This is a genomic window from Streptomyces griseus subsp. griseus, from assembly GCF_000720255.1.
Lineage (GTDB): Bacteria > Actinomycetota > Actinomycetes > Streptomycetales > Streptomycetaceae > Streptomyces > Streptomyces griseus_I.
On record NZ_JOJE01000017.1, the window covers coordinates 69,854 to 86,460 of the forward strand.

General features: G+C 68.6%; 17 protein-coding genes. 8 read left to right on the top strand and 9 right to left on the bottom strand.

Annotated elements, in window-relative coordinates; translation table 11 throughout:
- Positions 1-10 precede the first annotated feature (10 nt).
- The gene (locus IG99_RS23485; protein ID WP_037676864.1) at positions 11-1,294 is read left to right on the top strand and encodes an adenylosuccinate synthase; all 1,284 of its coding nucleotides are present in this window, start codon (positions 11-13) and stop codon (positions 1,292-1,294) included.
- Positions 1,295-1,452: 158 nt separating this feature from the next.
- On the opposite strand, the gene IG99_RS23490 is transcribed toward IG99_RS23485, so the two are convergent.
- Genes IG99_RS23490 through IG99_RS23510 form a run of 5 tightly spaced genes read right to left on the bottom strand, consistent with a single transcriptional unit; the run spans position 1,453 to position 8,291 of the window.
- Complete coding sequence (locus tag IG99_RS23490) at positions 1,453-3,192, bottom strand: RICIN domain-containing protein (protein WP_037676865.1); 1,740 nt, start codon at positions 3,190-3,192, stop codon at positions 1,453-1,455.
- Positions 3,193-3,238: 46 nt separating this feature from the next.
- Complete coding sequence (locus tag IG99_RS23495; protein ID WP_051865828.1) at positions 3,239-4,000, bottom strand: carbohydrate ABC transporter permease; 762 nt, start codon at positions 3,998-4,000, stop codon at positions 3,239-3,241.
- 47 nt (positions 4,001-4,047) lie between these two features.
- Positions 4,048-5,016 carry a carbohydrate ABC transporter permease gene (locus IG99_RS23500; protein ID WP_037676867.1) on the bottom strand — a complete coding sequence of 323 codons (969 nt, stop codon included), beginning with the start codon at positions 5,014-5,016 and terminating at the stop codon, positions 4,048-4,050.
- Positions 5,017-5,027: 11 nt separating this feature from the next.
- On the bottom strand, positions 5,028-6,272 hold the full coding sequence (locus IG99_RS23505) for a sugar ABC transporter substrate-binding protein (RefSeq protein WP_037676868.1): 1,245 nt from the start codon (positions 6,270-6,272) through the stop codon (positions 5,028-5,030).
- A 60-nt stretch (positions 6,273-6,332) separates the two neighbouring features.
- On the bottom strand, positions 6,333-8,291 hold the full coding sequence (locus IG99_RS23510; RefSeq protein ID WP_037676869.1) for a glycoside hydrolase family 127 protein: 1,959 nt from the start codon (positions 8,289-8,291) through the stop codon (positions 6,333-6,335).
- A gap of 191 nt (positions 8,292-8,482) precedes the next feature.
- Here IG99_RS23510 and IG99_RS23515 point away from each other — a divergent pair, with 191 nt between their 5' ends.
- Positions 8,483-9,523, top strand: a complete 1,041-nt coding sequence (locus IG99_RS23515) for a LacI family DNA-binding transcriptional regulator (protein ID WP_078947866.1) — start codon at positions 8,483-8,485, stop codon at positions 9,521-9,523.
- A 3-nt stretch (positions 9,524-9,526) separates the two neighbouring features.
- On the opposite strand, the gene IG99_RS23520 is transcribed toward IG99_RS23515, so the two are convergent.
- Positions 9,527-10,126, bottom strand: coding sequence for a Uma2 family endonuclease (locus IG99_RS23520; RefSeq protein WP_037676871.1), 600 nt, complete (start codon positions 10,124-10,126; stop codon positions 9,527-9,529).
- A 199-nt stretch (positions 10,127-10,325) separates the two neighbouring features.
- On the opposite strand from IG99_RS23520, the gene IG99_RS23525 reads away from it, so the two are divergent.
- Positions 10,326-12,149 carry a bifunctional metallophosphatase/5'-nucleotidase gene (locus tag IG99_RS23525; protein ID WP_037676872.1) on the top strand — a complete coding sequence of 608 codons (1,824 nt, stop codon included), beginning with the start codon at positions 10,326-10,328 and terminating at the stop codon, positions 12,147-12,149.
- Positions 12,150-12,165: 16 nt separating this feature from the next.
- On the opposite strand, the gene IG99_RS23530 is transcribed toward IG99_RS23525, so the two are convergent.
- Positions 12,166-12,351 (bottom strand): DUF397 domain-containing protein, encoded by a 186-nt coding sequence (locus tag IG99_RS23530; RefSeq protein WP_037676873.1) that lies wholly within the window; start codon positions 12,349-12,351, stop codon positions 12,166-12,168.
- A complete protein-coding gene (locus tag IG99_RS23535) occupies positions 12,348-13,184 on the bottom strand; it encodes a helix-turn-helix domain-containing protein (protein ID WP_037676954.1) in 837 nt (278 codons plus the stop codon). Before IG99_RS23535 ends, IG99_RS23530 begins: the two co-directional genes overlap by 4 nt.
- Before the next feature lie 125 nt (positions 13,185-13,309).
- Between IG99_RS23535 and IG99_RS23540 the strand changes: the two genes are divergently transcribed.
- From IG99_RS23540 to IG99_RS23560, 5 genes are all read left to right on the top strand, one after another.
- Positions 13,310-13,705, top strand: coding sequence for a hypothetical protein (locus IG99_RS23540; RefSeq protein ID WP_037676874.1), 396 nt, complete (start codon positions 13,310-13,312; stop codon positions 13,703-13,705).
- Between the two features lie 228 nt (positions 13,706-13,933).
- Complete coding sequence (locus IG99_RS23545; protein WP_037676875.1) at positions 13,934-14,665, top strand: hypothetical protein; 732 nt, start codon at positions 13,934-13,936, stop codon at positions 14,663-14,665.
- A gap of 116 nt (positions 14,666-14,781) precedes the next feature.
- Positions 14,782-15,048, top strand: a complete 267-nt coding sequence (locus tag IG99_RS23550) for a cupin domain-containing protein (RefSeq protein ID WP_234311931.1) — start codon at positions 14,782-14,784, stop codon at positions 15,046-15,048.
- Complete coding sequence (locus IG99_RS23555) at positions 15,045-15,497, top strand: PIN domain-containing protein (protein WP_051865807.1); 453 nt, start codon at positions 15,045-15,047, stop codon at positions 15,495-15,497. Before IG99_RS23550 ends, IG99_RS23555 begins: the two co-directional genes overlap by 4 nt.
- A gap of 134 nt (positions 15,498-15,631) precedes the next feature.
- Entirely contained in the window at positions 15,632-15,922 is a 291-nt protein-coding gene (locus IG99_RS23560; protein WP_037676877.1) for a DUF3303 family protein, read from the top strand.
- Positions 15,923-15,937: 15 nt separating this feature from the next.
- On the opposite strand, the gene IG99_RS23565 is transcribed toward IG99_RS23560, so the two are convergent.
- Entirely contained in the window at positions 15,938-16,588 is a 651-nt protein-coding gene (locus IG99_RS23565) for a hypothetical protein (RefSeq protein ID WP_037676878.1), read from the bottom strand.
- Positions 16,589-16,607: the final 19 nt, after the last annotated feature.

The window sequence follows — 16,607 nt, forward strand, 5'->3', positions numbered from 1 at the left end:
GTGTACGCGCGTGCCCGCACTTGTGCTGCTCGGTGCTCAGTGGGGTGACGAAGGCAAGGGAAAGGCAACCGACCTGCTCGGTGGCTCGGTGGACTATGTAGTGCGGTACCAGGGCGGCAACAACGCCGGCCACACGGTCGTCGTCGGCGACCAGAAGTACGCCCTCCACCTCCTCCCTTCCGGAATCCTGTCCCCCGGCTGCACGCCGGTCATCGGTAACGGTGTCGTCGTCGACCCATCGGTACTGCTCTCCGAGCTGAGCGGACTGAACGACCGCGGCGTCGACACGTCCAAGCTCCTGATCAGCGGTAACGCTCACATCATCACGCCGTACAACGTCACCGTCGACAAGGTGACGGAACGCTTCCTCGGCAAGCGGAAGATCGGGACCACCGGACGCGGCATCGGGCCGACGTACGCGGACAAGATCAACCGTGTGGGCATCCGTGTGCAGGACCTCTACGACGAGTCGATCCTGACGCAGAAGGTCGAGGCGGCCCTCGACGTCAAGAACCAGGTCCTCACCAAGCTCTACAACCGGCGCGCGATCGCCGTCGACCAGGTGGTCGAGGAGCTGCTGACCTACGCCGACAAGCTCGCGCCGTACGTCGCCGACACCGTCCTGGTCCTCAACCAGGCGCTGGAGGACGACAAGGTCGTCCTGTTCGAGGGCGGCCAGGGCACGCTCCTCGACATCGACCACGGCACGTACCCCTTCGTCACCTCCTCGAACCCGACCGCGGGCGGCGCCTGCACCGGCGCCGGCGTGGGCCCGACGAAGATCAGCCGGGTCATCGGCATCCTCAAGGCGTACACGACCCGTGTCGGCGCCGGCCCGTTCCCGACCGAGCTCTTCGACGAGGACGGCGCGGCGCTGCGCCGCATCGGCGGCGAGCGGGGCGTGACCACCGGCCGCGACCGCCGCTGCGGCTGGTTCGACGCGGTGATCGCCCGTTACGCGACCCGCGTGAACGGCCTGACGGACTTCTTCCTCACCAAGCTGGACGTCCTGACCGGCTGGGAGCAGATCCCCGTCTGCGTCGCCTACGAGATCGACGGCAAGCGCGTCGAGGAGCTCCCGTACTCCCAGACGGACTTCCACCACGCGAAGCCCGTCTACGAGACCCTCCCGGGCTGGTCCGAGGACATCACCAAGGCGAAGTCGTTCTCCGACCTGCCCAAGAACGCCCAGAACTACGTGAAGGCGCTGGAGGACATGTCCGGCGCCCCGATCTCCGCGATCGGCGTGGGCCCGGGCCGGGACGAGACGATCGAGATCAACTCGTTCATCTAGCCCGAGAGGGCTCCGCACACGCCTGTGCCCCTGGCCGACATCGGCCAGGGGCACAGGCGCATCGGGGCCGCGCACCGAAGGGGCGCGGGGAACTGCGCGATCAGCCACGACGGCACCGCAGACGACCGGCGAGGCGGCGCGGCACCATCAGCGGAGCACTAGCGTGCCGTCAGTTTCCACAGGTGGTCGGCGGTGCCGTTGTCCGTCCACTGCAGGACCTGCGCGCCGGACGAGGTGCTCATCTGGTCCACGCCGAGCAGACGTCCGCTGTTGTAGTTGGCGATCTTGTAGAAGCCGTCGCGGGCCGGGATGACCTGCCAGAGGTGGTCGGCGGTGCCGTTGTCGCCCCAGATCAGGGCGGTCCCGCCATCGGCGGTGCTCATCTGGTTGATGCCGAGCAGCAGACCGCTCTTCTGGTTGACGATCTTGTACAGGCCCGAGCCGGCCGCGACCAGCGTCCAGTTCTCGTCCGTGCCCGTGGTGGACGTGGCCTGGACGACCGAGGTGCCCTGGGCGGTGCCCGCGTTCAGGGTGTCGAGGGCGAGGCCGCTGTTCTTGTTGGTGATCTGGTAGCGCCCGGCCAGCGAGGTGTTGGTGCCGCTGGGGGTGACGATCAGGTGGTAGCCGTCGGTGGCGTTCATCGTCACCGGCACGGTGATCGAGCCGTTGCTGACCGTGTAGTCGGCGTCGGAGACGGTGATCGGGCCGGAGGAGGCGGTCGTACGACCGGTGTTGGGGCTGTACTCCAGCTTCACGTGGACCGTGGAGCCGAAGGCCGACAGGGACGACAGTCCGTTGACGGTCACCGCGCAGGAGCCGCTGCAGCCGCCCGCGACGACGCTGATCTGGTTGCCCGAGCCGTTGAGGGAGGCGAGACCGTCGATGCCGGTCTGGGCGGGAGGCGTGGTGACGAGCATGTTGCCCGACATGTCGCCGTACCACTTGTACGTCCAGTACGAGCCGTTGGGCGAGCCGCCGGTGTCGGTCAGGGTGTCGCCGAGGGTGCCGTAGTGGTTCCAGAAGGCGAGTTCCGCGTCCCGGATCCCCGTCCGCTCGAACTTGGCGGCGTAACCGATGAGGGCACCGGAGTTGCCCATCTCGGAGGGCGTGCCGTACTCCTCGATGTCGATCGGGCGCGGGCTGATGCCGAGGCTCGACTCCAGCGCGCGGTACGCGGAGACGTGCGCGGCGATGTCCTTGCTGCCCTGGAGCTCGTGCCAGGCGATGACGTCCGGGACGGTGCCCGAGGCCTTCGCGTCGGTGAGGAAGGAGCTCATCCAGGACTGGTTCCAGGCCGAGTAGCTCGGGCCCTGGATCGGGGTGGTGGCGTCCTTGGAACGGACCTCCTTGAAGGTGCGCGCCCAGCCCGCGTCGAAGGCACCCGCGTTGGTGGTGTCCCACGTCCAGTCGGGCTCGTTCCACAGCGCGTACGCGCTGATGTTGGTGGCGCCGGAAGCCTTCACGGAGGCGACCTGCTTGTCGACCGCCGAGAGCCAGTCGCTCCAGCTGACCCACTTGTAGGGGAAGTTCGGGTACCAGTCCGGCATCCGTACGACCACCTTGGCACCGGCGCGGGCCGCCTTCGGCGCCACGACGAGCGCGTCACCGGCGGGGGCGGGCTCGCCGTTCGGCAGCTGGGAGCCGCCCGGGGCCATCTGTATGAAGGTGTTCGGCTTCAGCGGGGTGACCAGGCTGTCGGCGGGCGTGCTGTTGTCGGCGAGGCCGTAGAGGCTGCCGGTGCCTACATGGGTGACCGAGCGCAGGGTCTGGTTGGCGTTGACCACCAGGGTCGTGGAGGAGGTGGGCACCGCCTCGGCCGGGGCTCCGGCGGCGAGGGCGGCGGTGGCGGCCAGGGCGACGACGCCCAGGACGGCGGTGGACGATCTTGTGCGGCTCATGACAGGGAGTTCTCCTCGAAGGGAGGGAATGGAGAGGGGAGGGGTGTCAGTCCTTCACCGCGCCCGCGGTGACACCCGCGGCCACGTAACGCTGAGCCAGGACCAGCAGGACTGCCGCGGGGACGGAGGCGACGACGGCGGTGGCCATGATCGCGTTCCACTCCTGGTTGTTGTTCCCGATGTACTTGTAGATGCCGAGGGTGATCGGCCTCAGGTCGCCGCCGCCGTCCAGGGTGTTGGCGAAGACGAAGTCGGACCAGGCCCACAGGAAACTGAAGAGCGAGACGGTGACCAGTGCGTTGCGGCTCACCGGCAGCACCACCGACCAGAAGGTACGGAAGGTGCCCGCGCCGTCGATGCGGGAGGCGGCGATCAGTTCACCGGGGATGCCCGACATGAACGCGGTGAAGATCATGACGCCGAACGGCACCGCGATCGTGGAGTCGGCGATGATCAGGCCCCACCAGGAGTTCTGCAGGCCCAGGTCGAGGAAGACGCCGTAGAAGCCCATCGCCATGACGATTCCCGGGATCATCTGGGCGATCAGCAGGACCAGACCGAGCGCTCCGGCGCCCCGTGGGCGGAGCTTGGCGAGGGAGTAGCCGGCCGGGGCGGCGATCAGCAGGGTGAGGGCGACCGTGCCCAGGCCGATCAGCAGACTCGTGCCCAGGTACGGCATCTGGTCGTCGAGGACGGCCCGGTAGCCCTCGAACGTCGGGTGCAGCGGAAACAGATCGGGCGGGCTCTTGCGCATGTCCTGCTGCGGGGTGAGGGACACGTTGAGCATCCAGTACACCGGGAACAGCATCAGCCCGGTGAGGAGGAGACCGATGACCGTGTAGCGGCGGCGCGACTTCACGCTTCCTGCCTCCTCTGGACACGCACGTACAGCAGACCGAAGACGAGGGCGATGAGGATGAGGAGGTTGCCGACCGCGGCACCCGGCCCGAACTTCGGCAGCAGCGTGCCGAAGCCGAGCTGGTAGGACCAGGTCGCCAGGGTCGAGGAGGCGTCCCCCGGCCCGCCCTTGGTCATGATCCAGATCAGGTCGAACACCTTCAGCGTGTAGACGAGCCCGAGGAGCAGCGTGATCGCCGACACCGGCCGCAGCAGCGGGAAGGTGATCCGGCGGAACACCTGCCAGGCGCTCGCCCCGTCCAGCGACGCCGCCTCGTACAGCTCCGCCGGGATGTTCTGCAGCCCGCTGTAGAGGATGACCAGGTTGAACGGGATGCCGATCCAGACGTTGGCGATGATCACCGAGGTCAGCGCCCAGTCCGGCGAGGTGAGCCAGCCGACCGCGTCCACCCCGAAGAAGTGCAGGAAGTAGTTCACCACCCCCGACTCGCTGTTGAACATCCACGACCACGTCGACGCCGACACGATCAGCGGCAGCAGCCACGGGATCAGGAACAGCGCTCTCAGGGTCGGGGCGAGCCGGAAGCGCCGGTTGAAGAAGATCGCGAGGGCCAGGCCGATGACGTACTGGAAGGCGATCGACACGAAGGTGAAGACCATCGTGTGGCGCAGCGCCGGACCGAACGTCGGGTCGTCCAGGACCTTCTGGAAGTTGTCCCAGCCGGAGAACGGCGCGTCCCCGGCCACGAAGGAGCGGACGGTGTAGTCGCGCAGGCTCAGGTCGAGGTTGCGGTAGAGGGGATAGAGGTAGAAGGCGGCGAGGTAGGCGATCAGCGGGGCGACGAAGGCGAGCGCGGTCAGCCGGCTCCGGCGCCGCTGCCTGCGGTGCAGCGGCAGGGCGTCGGAGCCACTCGCCTTCGCCGTCGCGGGCGCCCGTCGCGGACGGTCGACGCGGGCGATGGTCATCTGTGTCGGCCTCAGTTCTTCTGCGCGCTCGCCTGCGCCGTGTCCATCGCGGCCTGCGGGCTCTTGCTGCCGGAGAGGGCCGCCTGGACGGCGGTCCACATCGGCTGCGAGATGGTCGGGTACTTGGTGCCGAGCCCGCCGCTGGTACGGCCCCGGGCCGCGGCCACCGCGTCCACCCACGGCTTCAGCTTCGGGTTCTGCTTGACCTGCTCGGCCTGCACGGACGCGGTGGGCGCCACGTACGTCAGCGTCGTGTCGCTGGCCAGGAGGTTGGCGTCGTTGGTCAGACAGGTGACGATCTTCTTGCTGACGTCGTAGCGCGCGGTGTCCTTCTGCACGGGCACGGTGACGAACTCACCGCCCGTCGGCACCGGCGCCGAACCGCCGCTCTGCCCCGGCACGTTGATGACGCCGTAGTCGAAGCCGGCCTTGTCGGCGTTGCCGAGCTGCCAGGTGCCGTTCTCGCCGAACGCGTAGTCGCCGGTGGCGAACTCCTGCCAGCTGGTGGTCTGCGTGTTCTGCAGGACGTCCTTCGGGGCCAGCCCGTCGTCCACCCAGCCCTTCCACAGCGACAGCGCGGCCACGCCCTTCGCCGAGTTCAGCTTGGTGAGGTCACCGCCCGCGCCCCAGAACCAGGGCAGGAACTGGAAGCTGCCCTCCTCCGTGTTGATCGCGGAGAAGGTGATGCCCTTCTTCCCGGCCGCCTTGACCTTCTTCAGCGCCGCCGTGAGCGAGTTCCAGTCCTTGATCGAGGCCGGGTCGACGCCCGCGGCGGAGAGGACCTTCTTGTTGTAGTAGAGGGCGAGCGTGTTGGCGCCGATCGGCACTCCGTACGCGGAGCCGTCGATCTCGCCCGCGCCGATGATGTTCTTCTGGATCGACTTCGTGTCGAGGCCCAGGTCGCTCGTCTTGTTGAGGATCCCCGCCTCCACCAGCGTCGAGACGACCGGGTTGTCCACCATCATCACGTCGGGCGCGTTGCCCTGCTGGGCGGCCAGCAGCGCCTTGTTGCCCAGGTCGGTGGTGTCGTACGCGGTGCGCTTGACGGTCACCCCGGCCTTCGTCCCGCACTCGGCGACCCGCTTGCCCCACGGGGAGGACGCGTCGAACTGCGGGTACGGGTCCCAGAAGGTGTACGTCCCCCCGGACGCGTCGGTGGTGCCGGAGGAGTCGGAGCCGCCTCCGCAGGCGGTGACGGAAGCGAGCACGCCGGCGACGGTGAGCGCGGCGAGGAGTGTGCGGCGGGTGGATATCACGGGGCTGACCTCGATGTTCGTAGGGCGAGGGTGTGAGGTGGGTCAGGGGGGTCAGGGGGGTCAGGAGGTGGGCAGCCAGACGCGCATGCTGCCGTCTTCGCGGTTGGCCCACGCGTAGTAGGGGATGGCGGTCAACTCGACGGGCTCACCAGGGGTGGAGCTGTCGGTGGGGGGCCGGGAGCCGGACGAGGTGTCGACGGGGCTGTAGGGCCACCAGCCCGCCTCCGGGATGTGGCGCCGTCGGCCTGCGGCCACGACGGTGGTCACGCCGCCCAGCAGATCGGGCCGGTGCTTCACGGCGAGCGGCCGGGTGGTGTCCAGGACGATGTCGTCCAGGCCCCCACCCGGGTGGTCGACCTGCTCCAGGCAGTACACGAGCGGCCCGCGCTCGATCGCCACGCAGCCGCGCACGGAGTCGACCCGGGGGTCGGCAGCGGTGAGCCGCGGCTCCAGCCCGAGCTCCAGGACGACCCGGTCACCGGGCGCCCAGGTCCGCTCCAGCCGCAGCCAGCCGTCGACCACGGGAGCCTCGTACGACTCCTCCCCAGGCTCCTTCCCGCACCGCACCCGCACGTCGCCGCACCACTGCGGGACCCGCAGGGACAGTGTCCAGGGGCGGTCGGCCGGGGTCTCCTCGACGGTGAGGGCGATCGTGCCGTGCCAGGGGTACTCGGTTTCGCAGCGGACGGTCACCCCCGGGGCGCCGGTGTAGCGGCCGTTGACGTACTGGTGGACCTGGAGGCCGCCGTCGGCGTCGGTGCTGGCCAGGTAGTGCTCGAGCGAGGCCAGCAGCCGCATCACGTTGGGCGGGCAGCAGGCGCACCGGAACCAGCGGGTGCGGCGGGCCGACTGGTCGCCGCCGGGGTCGGTGTGACCGTCGCGGACCTGGAGCGGGTTGACGTACAGCCAGTGCTCGCCGTCCAGCGAGACCCCGGCCAGGAAGCCGTTGTACAGGGTCCGCTCGATCAGGTCCGAGTAGCGGGCCTCGCCGGTGAGCAGGGCCATGCGCCAGCTCCACTGCACGGAGGCGATGGCGGCACAGGTCTCGCAGTACGCGCGCTCGTTGGGCAGCTCGTACGGATCCCCGAAGTCCTCCTCGTCATGATGGGCGCCGAGCCCGCCGGTGACATGCGTCTTGGTCGTGGTCATGGCCTGCCACAACCGCTCGGAGGCGGTGCGGAGCTCGTCGTCGCCGGTCTCGGTGGCGAGATCGGCGGCGGCGGCCAGCAGGTACAACTGCCGTACGGCGTGCCCCTCGACGTTGGTCGCCTCGCGTACCGGGACGCGGTCCTGGCAGTAGGCCTCGCCGCCGAGCAGACCGTGGCCGTGCCGGTCGACGAAGTAGGCGGCGAGGTCGAGGTAGCGGCGCTCGCCGGTCTCCCGGTAGAGCTCGACCAGGGCGGTCTCGACCTCCGGGTGACCGTCGATGCCGTCGATGGCCCTGCCGCTGCCGGGCAGACCGAACACGGAGTCGATCTGGTCGGCGAACTTCCTCGCCACATCCAGGAGTTCGGGGCGGCCGGTGGTGCGGTGGTGCGCGACGGCGGCCTGGATCAGATGTCCCGCGCAGTACAACTCGTGGCCCCAGCGCAGGTCCTGGTACTGCTCGCCGCCCTTGGTCAGCTGGAACCAGGTGTTGAGGTAGCCGTCGGGCTGCTGGGCGGCGGCGACGAGGTCGATGATCCGGCCGACGTGGCCCGCGAGGTCCCCGTCCGCCTCCTGCGGAAGCTGCCAGGCCGCCGCCTCCAGCCACTTGTAGACGTCCGTGTCCACGAAGGGGTACGCGCCCTGGAACTCGCCCTCGGCCGTACCTGCCGCGAGCCGCAGGTTGTGCAGGTTGCCCGCGGACTCCAGGAGTTCGGGGCCCTGCGGGATGGACGTACGGGCGTTGACCTCACGCCGGTCGAGCCAGAAGCCCGCGTCGATGCCGACGACCGCGGGTCGCAGCGCGACACGGGCGTCGGGGCCGAGGCGGACGGGGCCGACGGGGGTGGGCGGGACGGAGCTTGTGCGGGACATGGTTCTCCGAGGGAGGGAGCGGGAGGGAGCGTGTTTGAGCAACCGTTTTCCTGAGCGAGAAGTAGAGGGCAGTGGGGCATCCCGGTCAAGAGCTGCGACAAGAATTTTTTCCGCTTGCCCAGGGACTGGCACCCAACTCCAGTGCCTGCCACGATGGGCCGCACCATTGCCGCAGAGGAAAAGGTTTGCTCGTGACGCGTGCCGCAGGTGCTCCAGGCTCTCCTCCCACCGGCCGGGCCCGCCTCGCCGACGTCGCCGCGCTCGCGGGCGTCAGCGTGGGCACGGCCTCGAAGGCGCTGAGCGGCGCCGGCCGGATGCGCCCGGAGACCCGGCAGCGGGTACTGGACGCGGTGGCCACCCTCGGCTTCCGCCCCAACCAGCACGCCCAGAGCCTGCACACCGGCCGCAGTTGGACGGTCGGCCTGATGACCACCGACGGCATCGGCCGCTTCAGCACCCCGGTCCTCCTGGGCGCCGAGGACGCGCTCGGCGCCGGCAAGATCTCCGTCCTGCTGTGCGACACCCGCGGCGACGCGATCCGCGAACAGCACCATTTGCGCAACCTCATGGACCGCCGGGTCGACGGCATCATCGTCACCGGCCGCCGCACGGACGCGCGTCCGCCCCTGACCGGCATCAGCGGCCTGGAGTCCATCCCGGTCGTCTACGCGCTGTCCCCCTCGACCGATCCGGCCGACACCTCGGTGGTCTCCGACGACGAGGGCGGCGCCCAGCTGGCCGTCGACCACCTCCTGTCCACCGGCCGCACCCGCATCGCCCACGTCACCGGCCCCGAACACCACGCCGCCGCCCGCGACCGCGCCCACCACGCGGTCGACCACCTGCGAGCGACCGGCCTCGACCTGTCCACCGAGCGCGTCCACTTCGGCGAGTGGAGCGAGGCCTGGGGCCGCCGCGCCGCCGACGCGGTCCTGCGCACCGCCCCCGACACCGACGCGTTCTTCTGCGGCAACGACCAGATAGCGCGGGGCGTCGCGGACGCGCTGAGGGAAAAAGGGGTCGGCGTGCCCGGTGACATCGCTGTCGTCGGCTACGACAACTGGGACACGATGGCGCTGGCGAGTCGGCCTCCGCTCACCACGATCGACATGAACCTCGCGGAGATAGGCCGTATCGCGGCGCTGCGGTTGCTGGAGGCGATAGAGGGCGCCGACGCGACCCCGGGGGCGCGGCCGGTGCCGTGCCGGCTGGTGGTGCGGGAGTCGACGTGAGGGTCAGCTCTGGGCGGGGCGGTCGAAGCCGGTGGTGTCGAGGGTGCAGTTGAAGGGGGCGGGGATGTCGAGCTTCTCGCCGAAGGGCTTGCTGCAGCGGGCCTGGTATCCCTGCCCGGACGGCTCCCAGAGCACCGTGGCCTTCTGCTCCTGCATGTCGAGGATGAGATAGACGGGGACGCCGGCCTTGGCGTACGTCTCGACCTTGTCGGTCAGGTCGTCGTCGCGGGTCGCGGAGGAGGTCAGCTCGGCGACGAAGGAGAGGGCTTCGCCGTCCAGGTGGTTGCTCACTGTCTCGAGGGTCTGCTCGTGTGCCGCGTAGATGTCCGGCCCGTAGGCTCGCTCGAACCCAGGAAAGACGAAGAGGTTCGGAGCCTGGCTGATGAAGTGGCCGTCGGGGAGGTGGACCTGCAGTTGTCGGCACACCAGATTCATCACCCGGGTGTAGTACCCCTTCGGCCACGGCGACATGACGATGCTCCCCCTGATGATCTCGGCCTTGTAGCCGTCCAGCACGTCCAGCCTGTCGAGGTCGTTCAGCAGGTCCTCGAAGCTGTGGGGTTCGGTGCTGCTCATCGTCGGTCGCTCAGCCATCAGCGTCATGATGCGCCCTTCCACCCGAGGCTGGCCAGTCGCCACACAGAGTAGCCGAACGATTACATGACGACAGCCCTTTGCTTGTTTCCGATTATTGACCCGGACATGGCCAACCCCTGGTTCCAGGACGCGTCCTCCGCCGCAACCATCTACGCGTGTAGTCCCGTACGGCGCACCAATCACACCCTCCTCCCGGGAGCCCCGAATGCCCGTCCACCACCCCATGAACCGCCGTGAGTTCGTGCAGAAGTCGGCCATGACCGGAGCCGCAGTGGCCGCAGCCGGAACCGTCGCGGCAGCCGCGCCCGCGGAGGCGGCGGACCAGGCCCCGGCAGCACCCCAACACACGTCCCGTACCTGGTCGTTCTCCATCCTCGGCACCACCGACCTGCACAGCCACGTCTTCGACTGGGACTACTACACGGACGCCGCCTACCAGGACGGCAAGGGCAACTCCGTGGGCGTGGCCCGAGTCGCCACCCTCATCAAGCAGCAGCGCGGGGCGAAGGGCGAGGGCCGCGTCCTCCTGGTCGACGCCGGGGACATCATCCAGGGCACGTCACTGGCGTACTACTACGCACGGGTGGACCCCATCACCGGCAAGGACGCCCCGCAGCACCCCATGGCCGTCGCGATGAACCACATGCGCTACGACGCCGCCGCCCTCGGCAACCACGAGTTCAACTACGGCATCGACGTCCTGCGCAAGTTCGAGAGCCAGTGCCGCTTCCCGCTGCTGGGCGCGAACGCGCTGGACGCGAAGACTCTGCGGCCGGCGTTCCAGCCGTACACCGTGAAGCGGATCTGTGTCCCCGGCGCCCCGGACATCAAGGTCGGCATCCTCGGCCTGACGAACCCCGGTATCGCGCTGTGGGACAAGGACAACGTGAGCGGGAAGATGGTGTTTCCGGGACTGGTGGAGCAGGCGAGGAAGTACGTACCGCGCCTGCGCGCCCTGGGCTGCGACGTGGTGTTCCTGACGGACCACTCGGGCCTCGACGGCTCGTCGTCGTACGGCGACGAACTCCCCTACGTCGAGAACGCGTCGAACCTCGTGGCCGAGCAGGTCCCCGGCATCGACGCGATCCTGGTGGGCCACACGCACGTCGAGGTCCCCTCCTACACGGTGAAGAACGAGCAGACCGGCAAGGACGTGGTCCTCTCCGAGCCGTACTGCTGGGGCATGCGTCTGACCGTCTTCGACTTCGGCCTGGAGCTGGTGCGGGGCCAGTGGAAGGTGAAGGAGATCAAGGCGCAGACGCTGAATCCGAACGGGGTGGAGGAGGACGCGGACATCACCAAGCTCCTCCAGGCGGACCACGAGCTGGTGGTGAAGTACGTCAACACTCCCGTCGGCACCTGCACGCAGGACCTCTCGGCGGCGGAGTCGTGCTGGAAGGATGTCCCGATCATGGACTTCATCCACGAGGTCCAGATGAAGACGGTGGCGGCGGGCCTGTCGACCTCGGACGCGGCGTTGCCGTTGATCTCGGTCGCGGCCCCCTTCAGCCGCACGGCGGACATCCCGGCCGGCGACGTCACGATCCGCGACATCGCCGGCCTCTACATCTACGACAACACGTTGTATGGCAAGAAGCTGACGGGCGCGCAGTTGCGGGACTACCTGGAGTACGCGGCGAAGTATTACCACCAGGTCCCGTCCGGTACGAAGGTCGACACGTCCACCCTGACGAACGCCAACAACTTCTGGGACTACATGTACGACACGGCCGCGGGCGTCTCCTACGACATCGACATCGCCCAGCCCGAGGGCTCCCGCATCCAGAACCTCACGTACGGCGGCGAGGCGGTGCGGGACGACCAGGTCTTCGTGGTCGCCGTCAACAACTACCGTGCCAACGGCGGCTCCGGCTACCCCCACATCGCCGCCGCGGACATCGCCTACAGCTCCACCAACGAGATCCGCCAGCTGATGATCGACTACGTGACCGGGAAGGGCACGCTGGATCCGGCGGACTTCGCGGCGACGAACTGGAGGCTGACGCAGGCGGGGACGGCGGTGTTCTGAGGGGGAGGGGGCGAACTCAGCGCCCGCATCCAGACCCGCTGAGAAAAGCGGACCAGGCTTCGCCGGAGACGGTGAGGGTGGGGCCGTCGGGGGACTTGGAGTCGCGGAGGTGGATGGCGTCGGAGTCGTGAGCGGCTTCGAGGCATTCGCCGCCGCTGGCGTTGCTGTAGCTGGACTTGAACCACCGCAGGGTGCCGGTCATCGTTGCTCTCCTGCCAACTGCTCAATGAGCCCCAGCGATTCGTCCGGGCCCAAGGCCTGTGCTCGGATCTTCGCATACCGGTGGGTGTATGTCGTCACCTTTGCAGGGTCGCTGATCAGCAGACTTTCCTCCTGAGGCTGCAGGTAGACGAGGTGGTGGTGGTCCGGGGTCTCCAGCAGCGTGATCTCGCCGTGCAGTCCAGCGTGATCACCCCGGAGTCCGCGCATCATCGGCATCACCTGGAGCGTGACGTTGCGTCGTTCGGCGCACTTGGCGAGGTGGAGCAACTGTTCCCGCATGATCTCCTGGCTGCCCACAATGCGCCGCAATGTGGACTCGTCCAGGACCAGCTCGATCAGGGCTGGGGGGTCGCGATCGAAAAGCACCCTCCGCGCCAGACGGGCCTCGACCAGCTCGTCGACGCGTCGCATGGGAAGGGGCGGGTAGCCTCCGCCGATCAGTGCACGGGCGTACGCCTCGGTCTGGAACAGGCCGTGGATCACCACCATCGCGTAGGTCTGCAGGGTGAGTGCCCGCTGCTCCAGTAGCGCGAAATCCTTGAACTGCGGCGGATACCGATCCAGCCGAATGAACTCCCGGGCCCTCTCGAACACCCCCAGCCCGCTCCCCAGCACCTCCTCCAACCGCACCAGCATCTGATCGCTGGCCGGCTGCGCGCACGTCTCCATCGCGCTCACCGCTGAGCCGGTGTAACCGATCTTCTTGCCCAGGTCCTCCTGGGAAAGCTCCTGTTGCTCACGCAGTGCCTTCGCCAGGGCGGCGACGAGATACGCCGTACCGCCCGCCTCCATCTTGTTCACTGCCCGCGCCACGGCGATCACCCCCGAACTCAACCGAACTCAACCAGCCACAAACGCATCGCACCGATTTCCGACCGTTGCCGGTGGTCGACGCTGAGTTATGGAAGACCGTAGCTCCACCTGCCGAAACTGGCTCCATGAATACGGAAAGTGACGTGGATTGGATCCCGAGTGCCGGCATCCAACTCCGCAAGGCGGGCGTGCGGTTCGATGCGGTCAGGGTCGACGGGGAGGAGGGGCGCGCACTTGCCGATCGCCTCGCCGGCATGACGGGTGGTGCACCCGGACCGGTGGTCGAGGAGGACACGGGTAGTCGTGGCGTCTACTTCCTGGTCCCGGTCGGCAGCGTGTCCCACAGGCCGTGGCCGCCCGGGGTCACCCGTCTCACCGCAGGCCCGGGGCACATCTCGTACATCCCGGTTCCGGCCCTGGACGGTCTGACCTGGCCCCTGAGTTGGCGTTATCGCCCGACTTCGCCGGACCACCTCGTCCACACCCTGCTCCTGCGCACCGCCCTTCACTCCCCGGAGTGAATTAGGCGAACCCCCGCCCAGGAAAAGCCAGTTCCGGCTTGCTTTCGTCGCTCTGCGTGCCCGTAGAGTCACGCCGATAAAGAAACGCCCCCGCAGTGCGCCAACACCCGGGGGCTCGGCACCAGGAGCGAACACCTCCCAATGCGCATTCATCGTACGACGCCCACGCGCGCGTTTTCCGTCTTCTCCAATGCCCTTCTCCGCGACCGGAGCATCTCCTGGTGTGCGGTGGGCGTACTGACGTACCTACTGAGCCTTCCGAACGAGGCCCGCGTCACCATCCGCACGCTCGCCGAGCAGCGGAAGGAAGGGCGGGCGCGGATCGCGGGGGCCCTGCATGAGCTGGAGGAATCCCGGTATCTGCGGCGGGTGGTGCGCAAGGACCGGGAGACGGGTCAACTCTTCGCGGTGTACGAGGTGTTCGACACTCCGTACGAGGACGTGCCACCCGCGGGTGAAACCGAAGAAGGTCAGAACCTGGCCTCCGGCGAGTCGGCCGTCGCGTCTTCGGGCGCTCCCCCTTCGGGGGAAAAGACCAGGGAACAAGAACCTCCCTCCCCGCCCCCGGCCGAGCCGGCCGAGCCGGCCGACGTGGGCGAGCGCACCGCGCTTGCCGCGCGGTTGCTCGGCTCGCTGGGCCGTACCGACGCCCGCCTCACCCTCGGCGCCGCCGAGGCGCTGCGGCTCGCGCCGCTCGTGGAGGCGTGGTGGGACGCGGGGGCCAGCAGTGCGCAGGTGCGGGCCGCGCTGACGGACGGTCTGCCGCGCCCGCTGTACTCGGCGCGAGCCCTCGTCGAGAACCGGCTGCGGCGCAAGTGCCCCGCGGGGACCCCGGCCGAGCCCGTCACCACCGTTCAGGTCGAGCCGCGCAAGCCCGGCGCCTCCGGCTACCGCGAGGCCGCGCGGCGGGGCGGAGTGGTGGCGCGGGCGCTGCTGCGGGGGCAGCCGACGCCGGCCTAGCGGCACGCCGACCCCGGCCCCACGCCCGTGAGGGCCGGTTCTTCGAGAGAAATGGAGTGTTGATGACTGTCACACTCGTACGCCCAGAGGCGGTATACCGTCAGTATACTTTCCTCATGGCTGACACCACGATCAAGGTCGACCCCGCCGTCCGAGACCGCCTACAGGAGCTCGCCCGTGAGCGTGGGATGAGCATGCGAGATTTTGTGGCGGAGCTGGCCGGGGCTACGCCCACCAAGGAAGAACTGCGCAAGCGGTACGAGGCAACCAAGGCGTACGTCGAAGAGCACTTCCTCGGCAGGCCGTACACCGAGGAGGACGAGAAGGCCGGCGAGAAACTGTGGGCCGATCTGGAGGCCGGGCGCATCGGGGAGGTTCAGTGACGGGGGAGAAGCGGTATCCGCTGCCGCGTGCCGTCATCTTCGACGACACTGCCGCCCTCGCGCTCGGCGCGGGGAATGCCATGGCCTCCCGACTCGTCGTAGAGGCCGAGAAGGATCCCGCCTTGCGTGTCTACGTCCCGGCGCTCAGCCTGGCTGCCGCGGAGCGTGAGCGAGCCGGTGTGGCGGAGCATGTCGGGGCGCTGCCGTCCGTCCACATCGAGGGGCTGGACTTCGCAGCGGCCACAGCTGTCGGCAAACGTCTGCGAACGGCGGTCGCTGGGGACCACGAGCCGGACGGCAAGGTCGAAGACGACTGGAGTGGCGCCCATGTCCTGCATCTCGCGCTGCCCACCGTCGAGTGGCCATGCGGGCGGCCCGTCCTGACACGGACACCCACGCGGTACCGGGGGACAGGAGTCCGTACGATCCGCATCGTCGAGCAGAACTGACCGTGAGGGCGAGGGGCGCCCCCGCCGAGCGCGCCTCGCCTCCCTCACGGGTGAAACTTCGCAAACCGGCATATCCTGAATTCATACAAAGCCCCAGCCCCGCCCGCCTGCCCGGCCAGAGGAAGGTGACTGCGATGCGCGTGATGATGAAGGCCGAGTTCGACACGGAGAAGACGAACGACCTGATCCGCAGCGGCAAGCTGCCGCAGATCGTCCAGGAGGCGGTGGAGCATCTCCATCCGGAGACTTCCTACTTCACTGTCGACGACGGGCAGCGCACGATGTTCCTCGTCTTCGACATGCAGGACACCTCCACCATGCCGGCGATCGCCGAGCCCTTCTTCATGCAGATGGGGGCGAAGATCGACTACACGCCGGTCATGAACCTCGACGACCTCCAGAGGGGGCTCGCCCAACTCCGCTGATCAGGGCGGCAGCCCTCAGCTGAAGATGATCATCGATCCCTGCGCCAGACTGCGCGTCGCCGCAGCGTGCAGGCCCAGCCACACGTGCCGTTCGCGGGCGAAGGGGCTCGGGTCGTACGGCGCGGGGACGGCCGGTTCCTCCAACTCCGTGGGGCCCGGCGGGGGGGTCGGGGGTGCCGGAGGGTTCGCCGGGTCGATGCCGATCGACGCGGCCACGTACTCCAGCTCCCGCAGCAGCGCCTGGGAGGAGCCCAGGGGGCCGCCGCCCGCGAGGAGTTCGTCGTTGGAGAGCGGCTGGGGGAAGTCGACGGGGACGTACGCGCCCGCGTGGTCGTAGTGCCAGACCAGGTGGGACTGCTGGGCCGTCGACTCGAACATCTCCAGCAGCTGCTCGTAGTCACCGCCCAGCTCGTCCACCGGCGTCACCGGCAGCCCGCACACCTGGAGCAGGTAGGCGCGGCGCAGGAAGTGCAACGCGTCGTAGTCGAAGCCGGCCACCGGGGCGACGTCGCCGGAGAGGCCCGGCATGTACTGGTACACCGGAACGGGCGGGAGTCCGGATTCACCGAGCACCTTGTTGTACTGCGCGAGTTCCTCGGCGAACGGGTTGTCGGGGGTGTGGCACAACACGTCGACGAGCGGTACCAGCCACAGGTCACAGGCCAAAAGAGGGCTCCTCAACTCA

Bases quoted from the DNA above. Each gene is read 5' to 3' on its own strand.
- IG99_RS23490 (WP_037676865.1), bottom strand. From the start codon at position 3,192: ATGAGCCGCACAAGATCGTCCACCGCCGTCCTGGGCGTCGTCGCCCTG.
- IG99_RS23495 (WP_051865828.1), bottom strand. From the start codon at position 4,000: ATGCTGTTCCCGGTGTACTGGATGCTCAACGTGTCCCTCACCCCGCAG.
- IG99_RS23500 (WP_037676867.1), bottom strand. From the start codon at position 5,016: ATGACCATCGCCCGCGTCGACCGTCCGCGACGGGCGCCCGCGACGGCG.
- IG99_RS23510 (WP_037676869.1), bottom strand. From the start codon at position 8,291: ATGTCCCGCACAAGCTCCGTCCCGCCCACCCCCGTCGGCCCCGTCCGC.
- IG99_RS23520 (WP_037676871.1), bottom strand. From the start codon at position 10,126: ATGACGCTGATGGCTGAGCGACCGACGATGAGCAGCACCGAACCCCAC.
- IG99_RS23525 (WP_037676872.1), top strand. From the start codon at position 10,326: ATGCCCGTCCACCACCCCATGAACCGCCGTGAGTTCGTGCAGAAGTCG.
- IG99_RS23530 (WP_037676873.1), bottom strand. From the start codon at position 12,351: ATGACCGGCACCCTGCGGTGGTTCAAGTCCAGCTACAGCAACGCCAGC.
- IG99_RS23540 (WP_037676874.1), top strand. From the start codon at position 13,310: ATGAATACGGAAAGTGACGTGGATTGGATCCCGAGTGCCGGCATCCAA.
- IG99_RS23550 (WP_234311931.1), top strand. From the start codon at position 14,782: ATGGCTGACACCACGATCAAGGTCGACCCCGCCGTCCGAGACCGCCTA.
- IG99_RS23560 (WP_037676877.1), top strand. From the start codon at position 15,632: ATGCGCGTGATGATGAAGGCCGAGTTCGACACGGAGAAGACGAACGAC.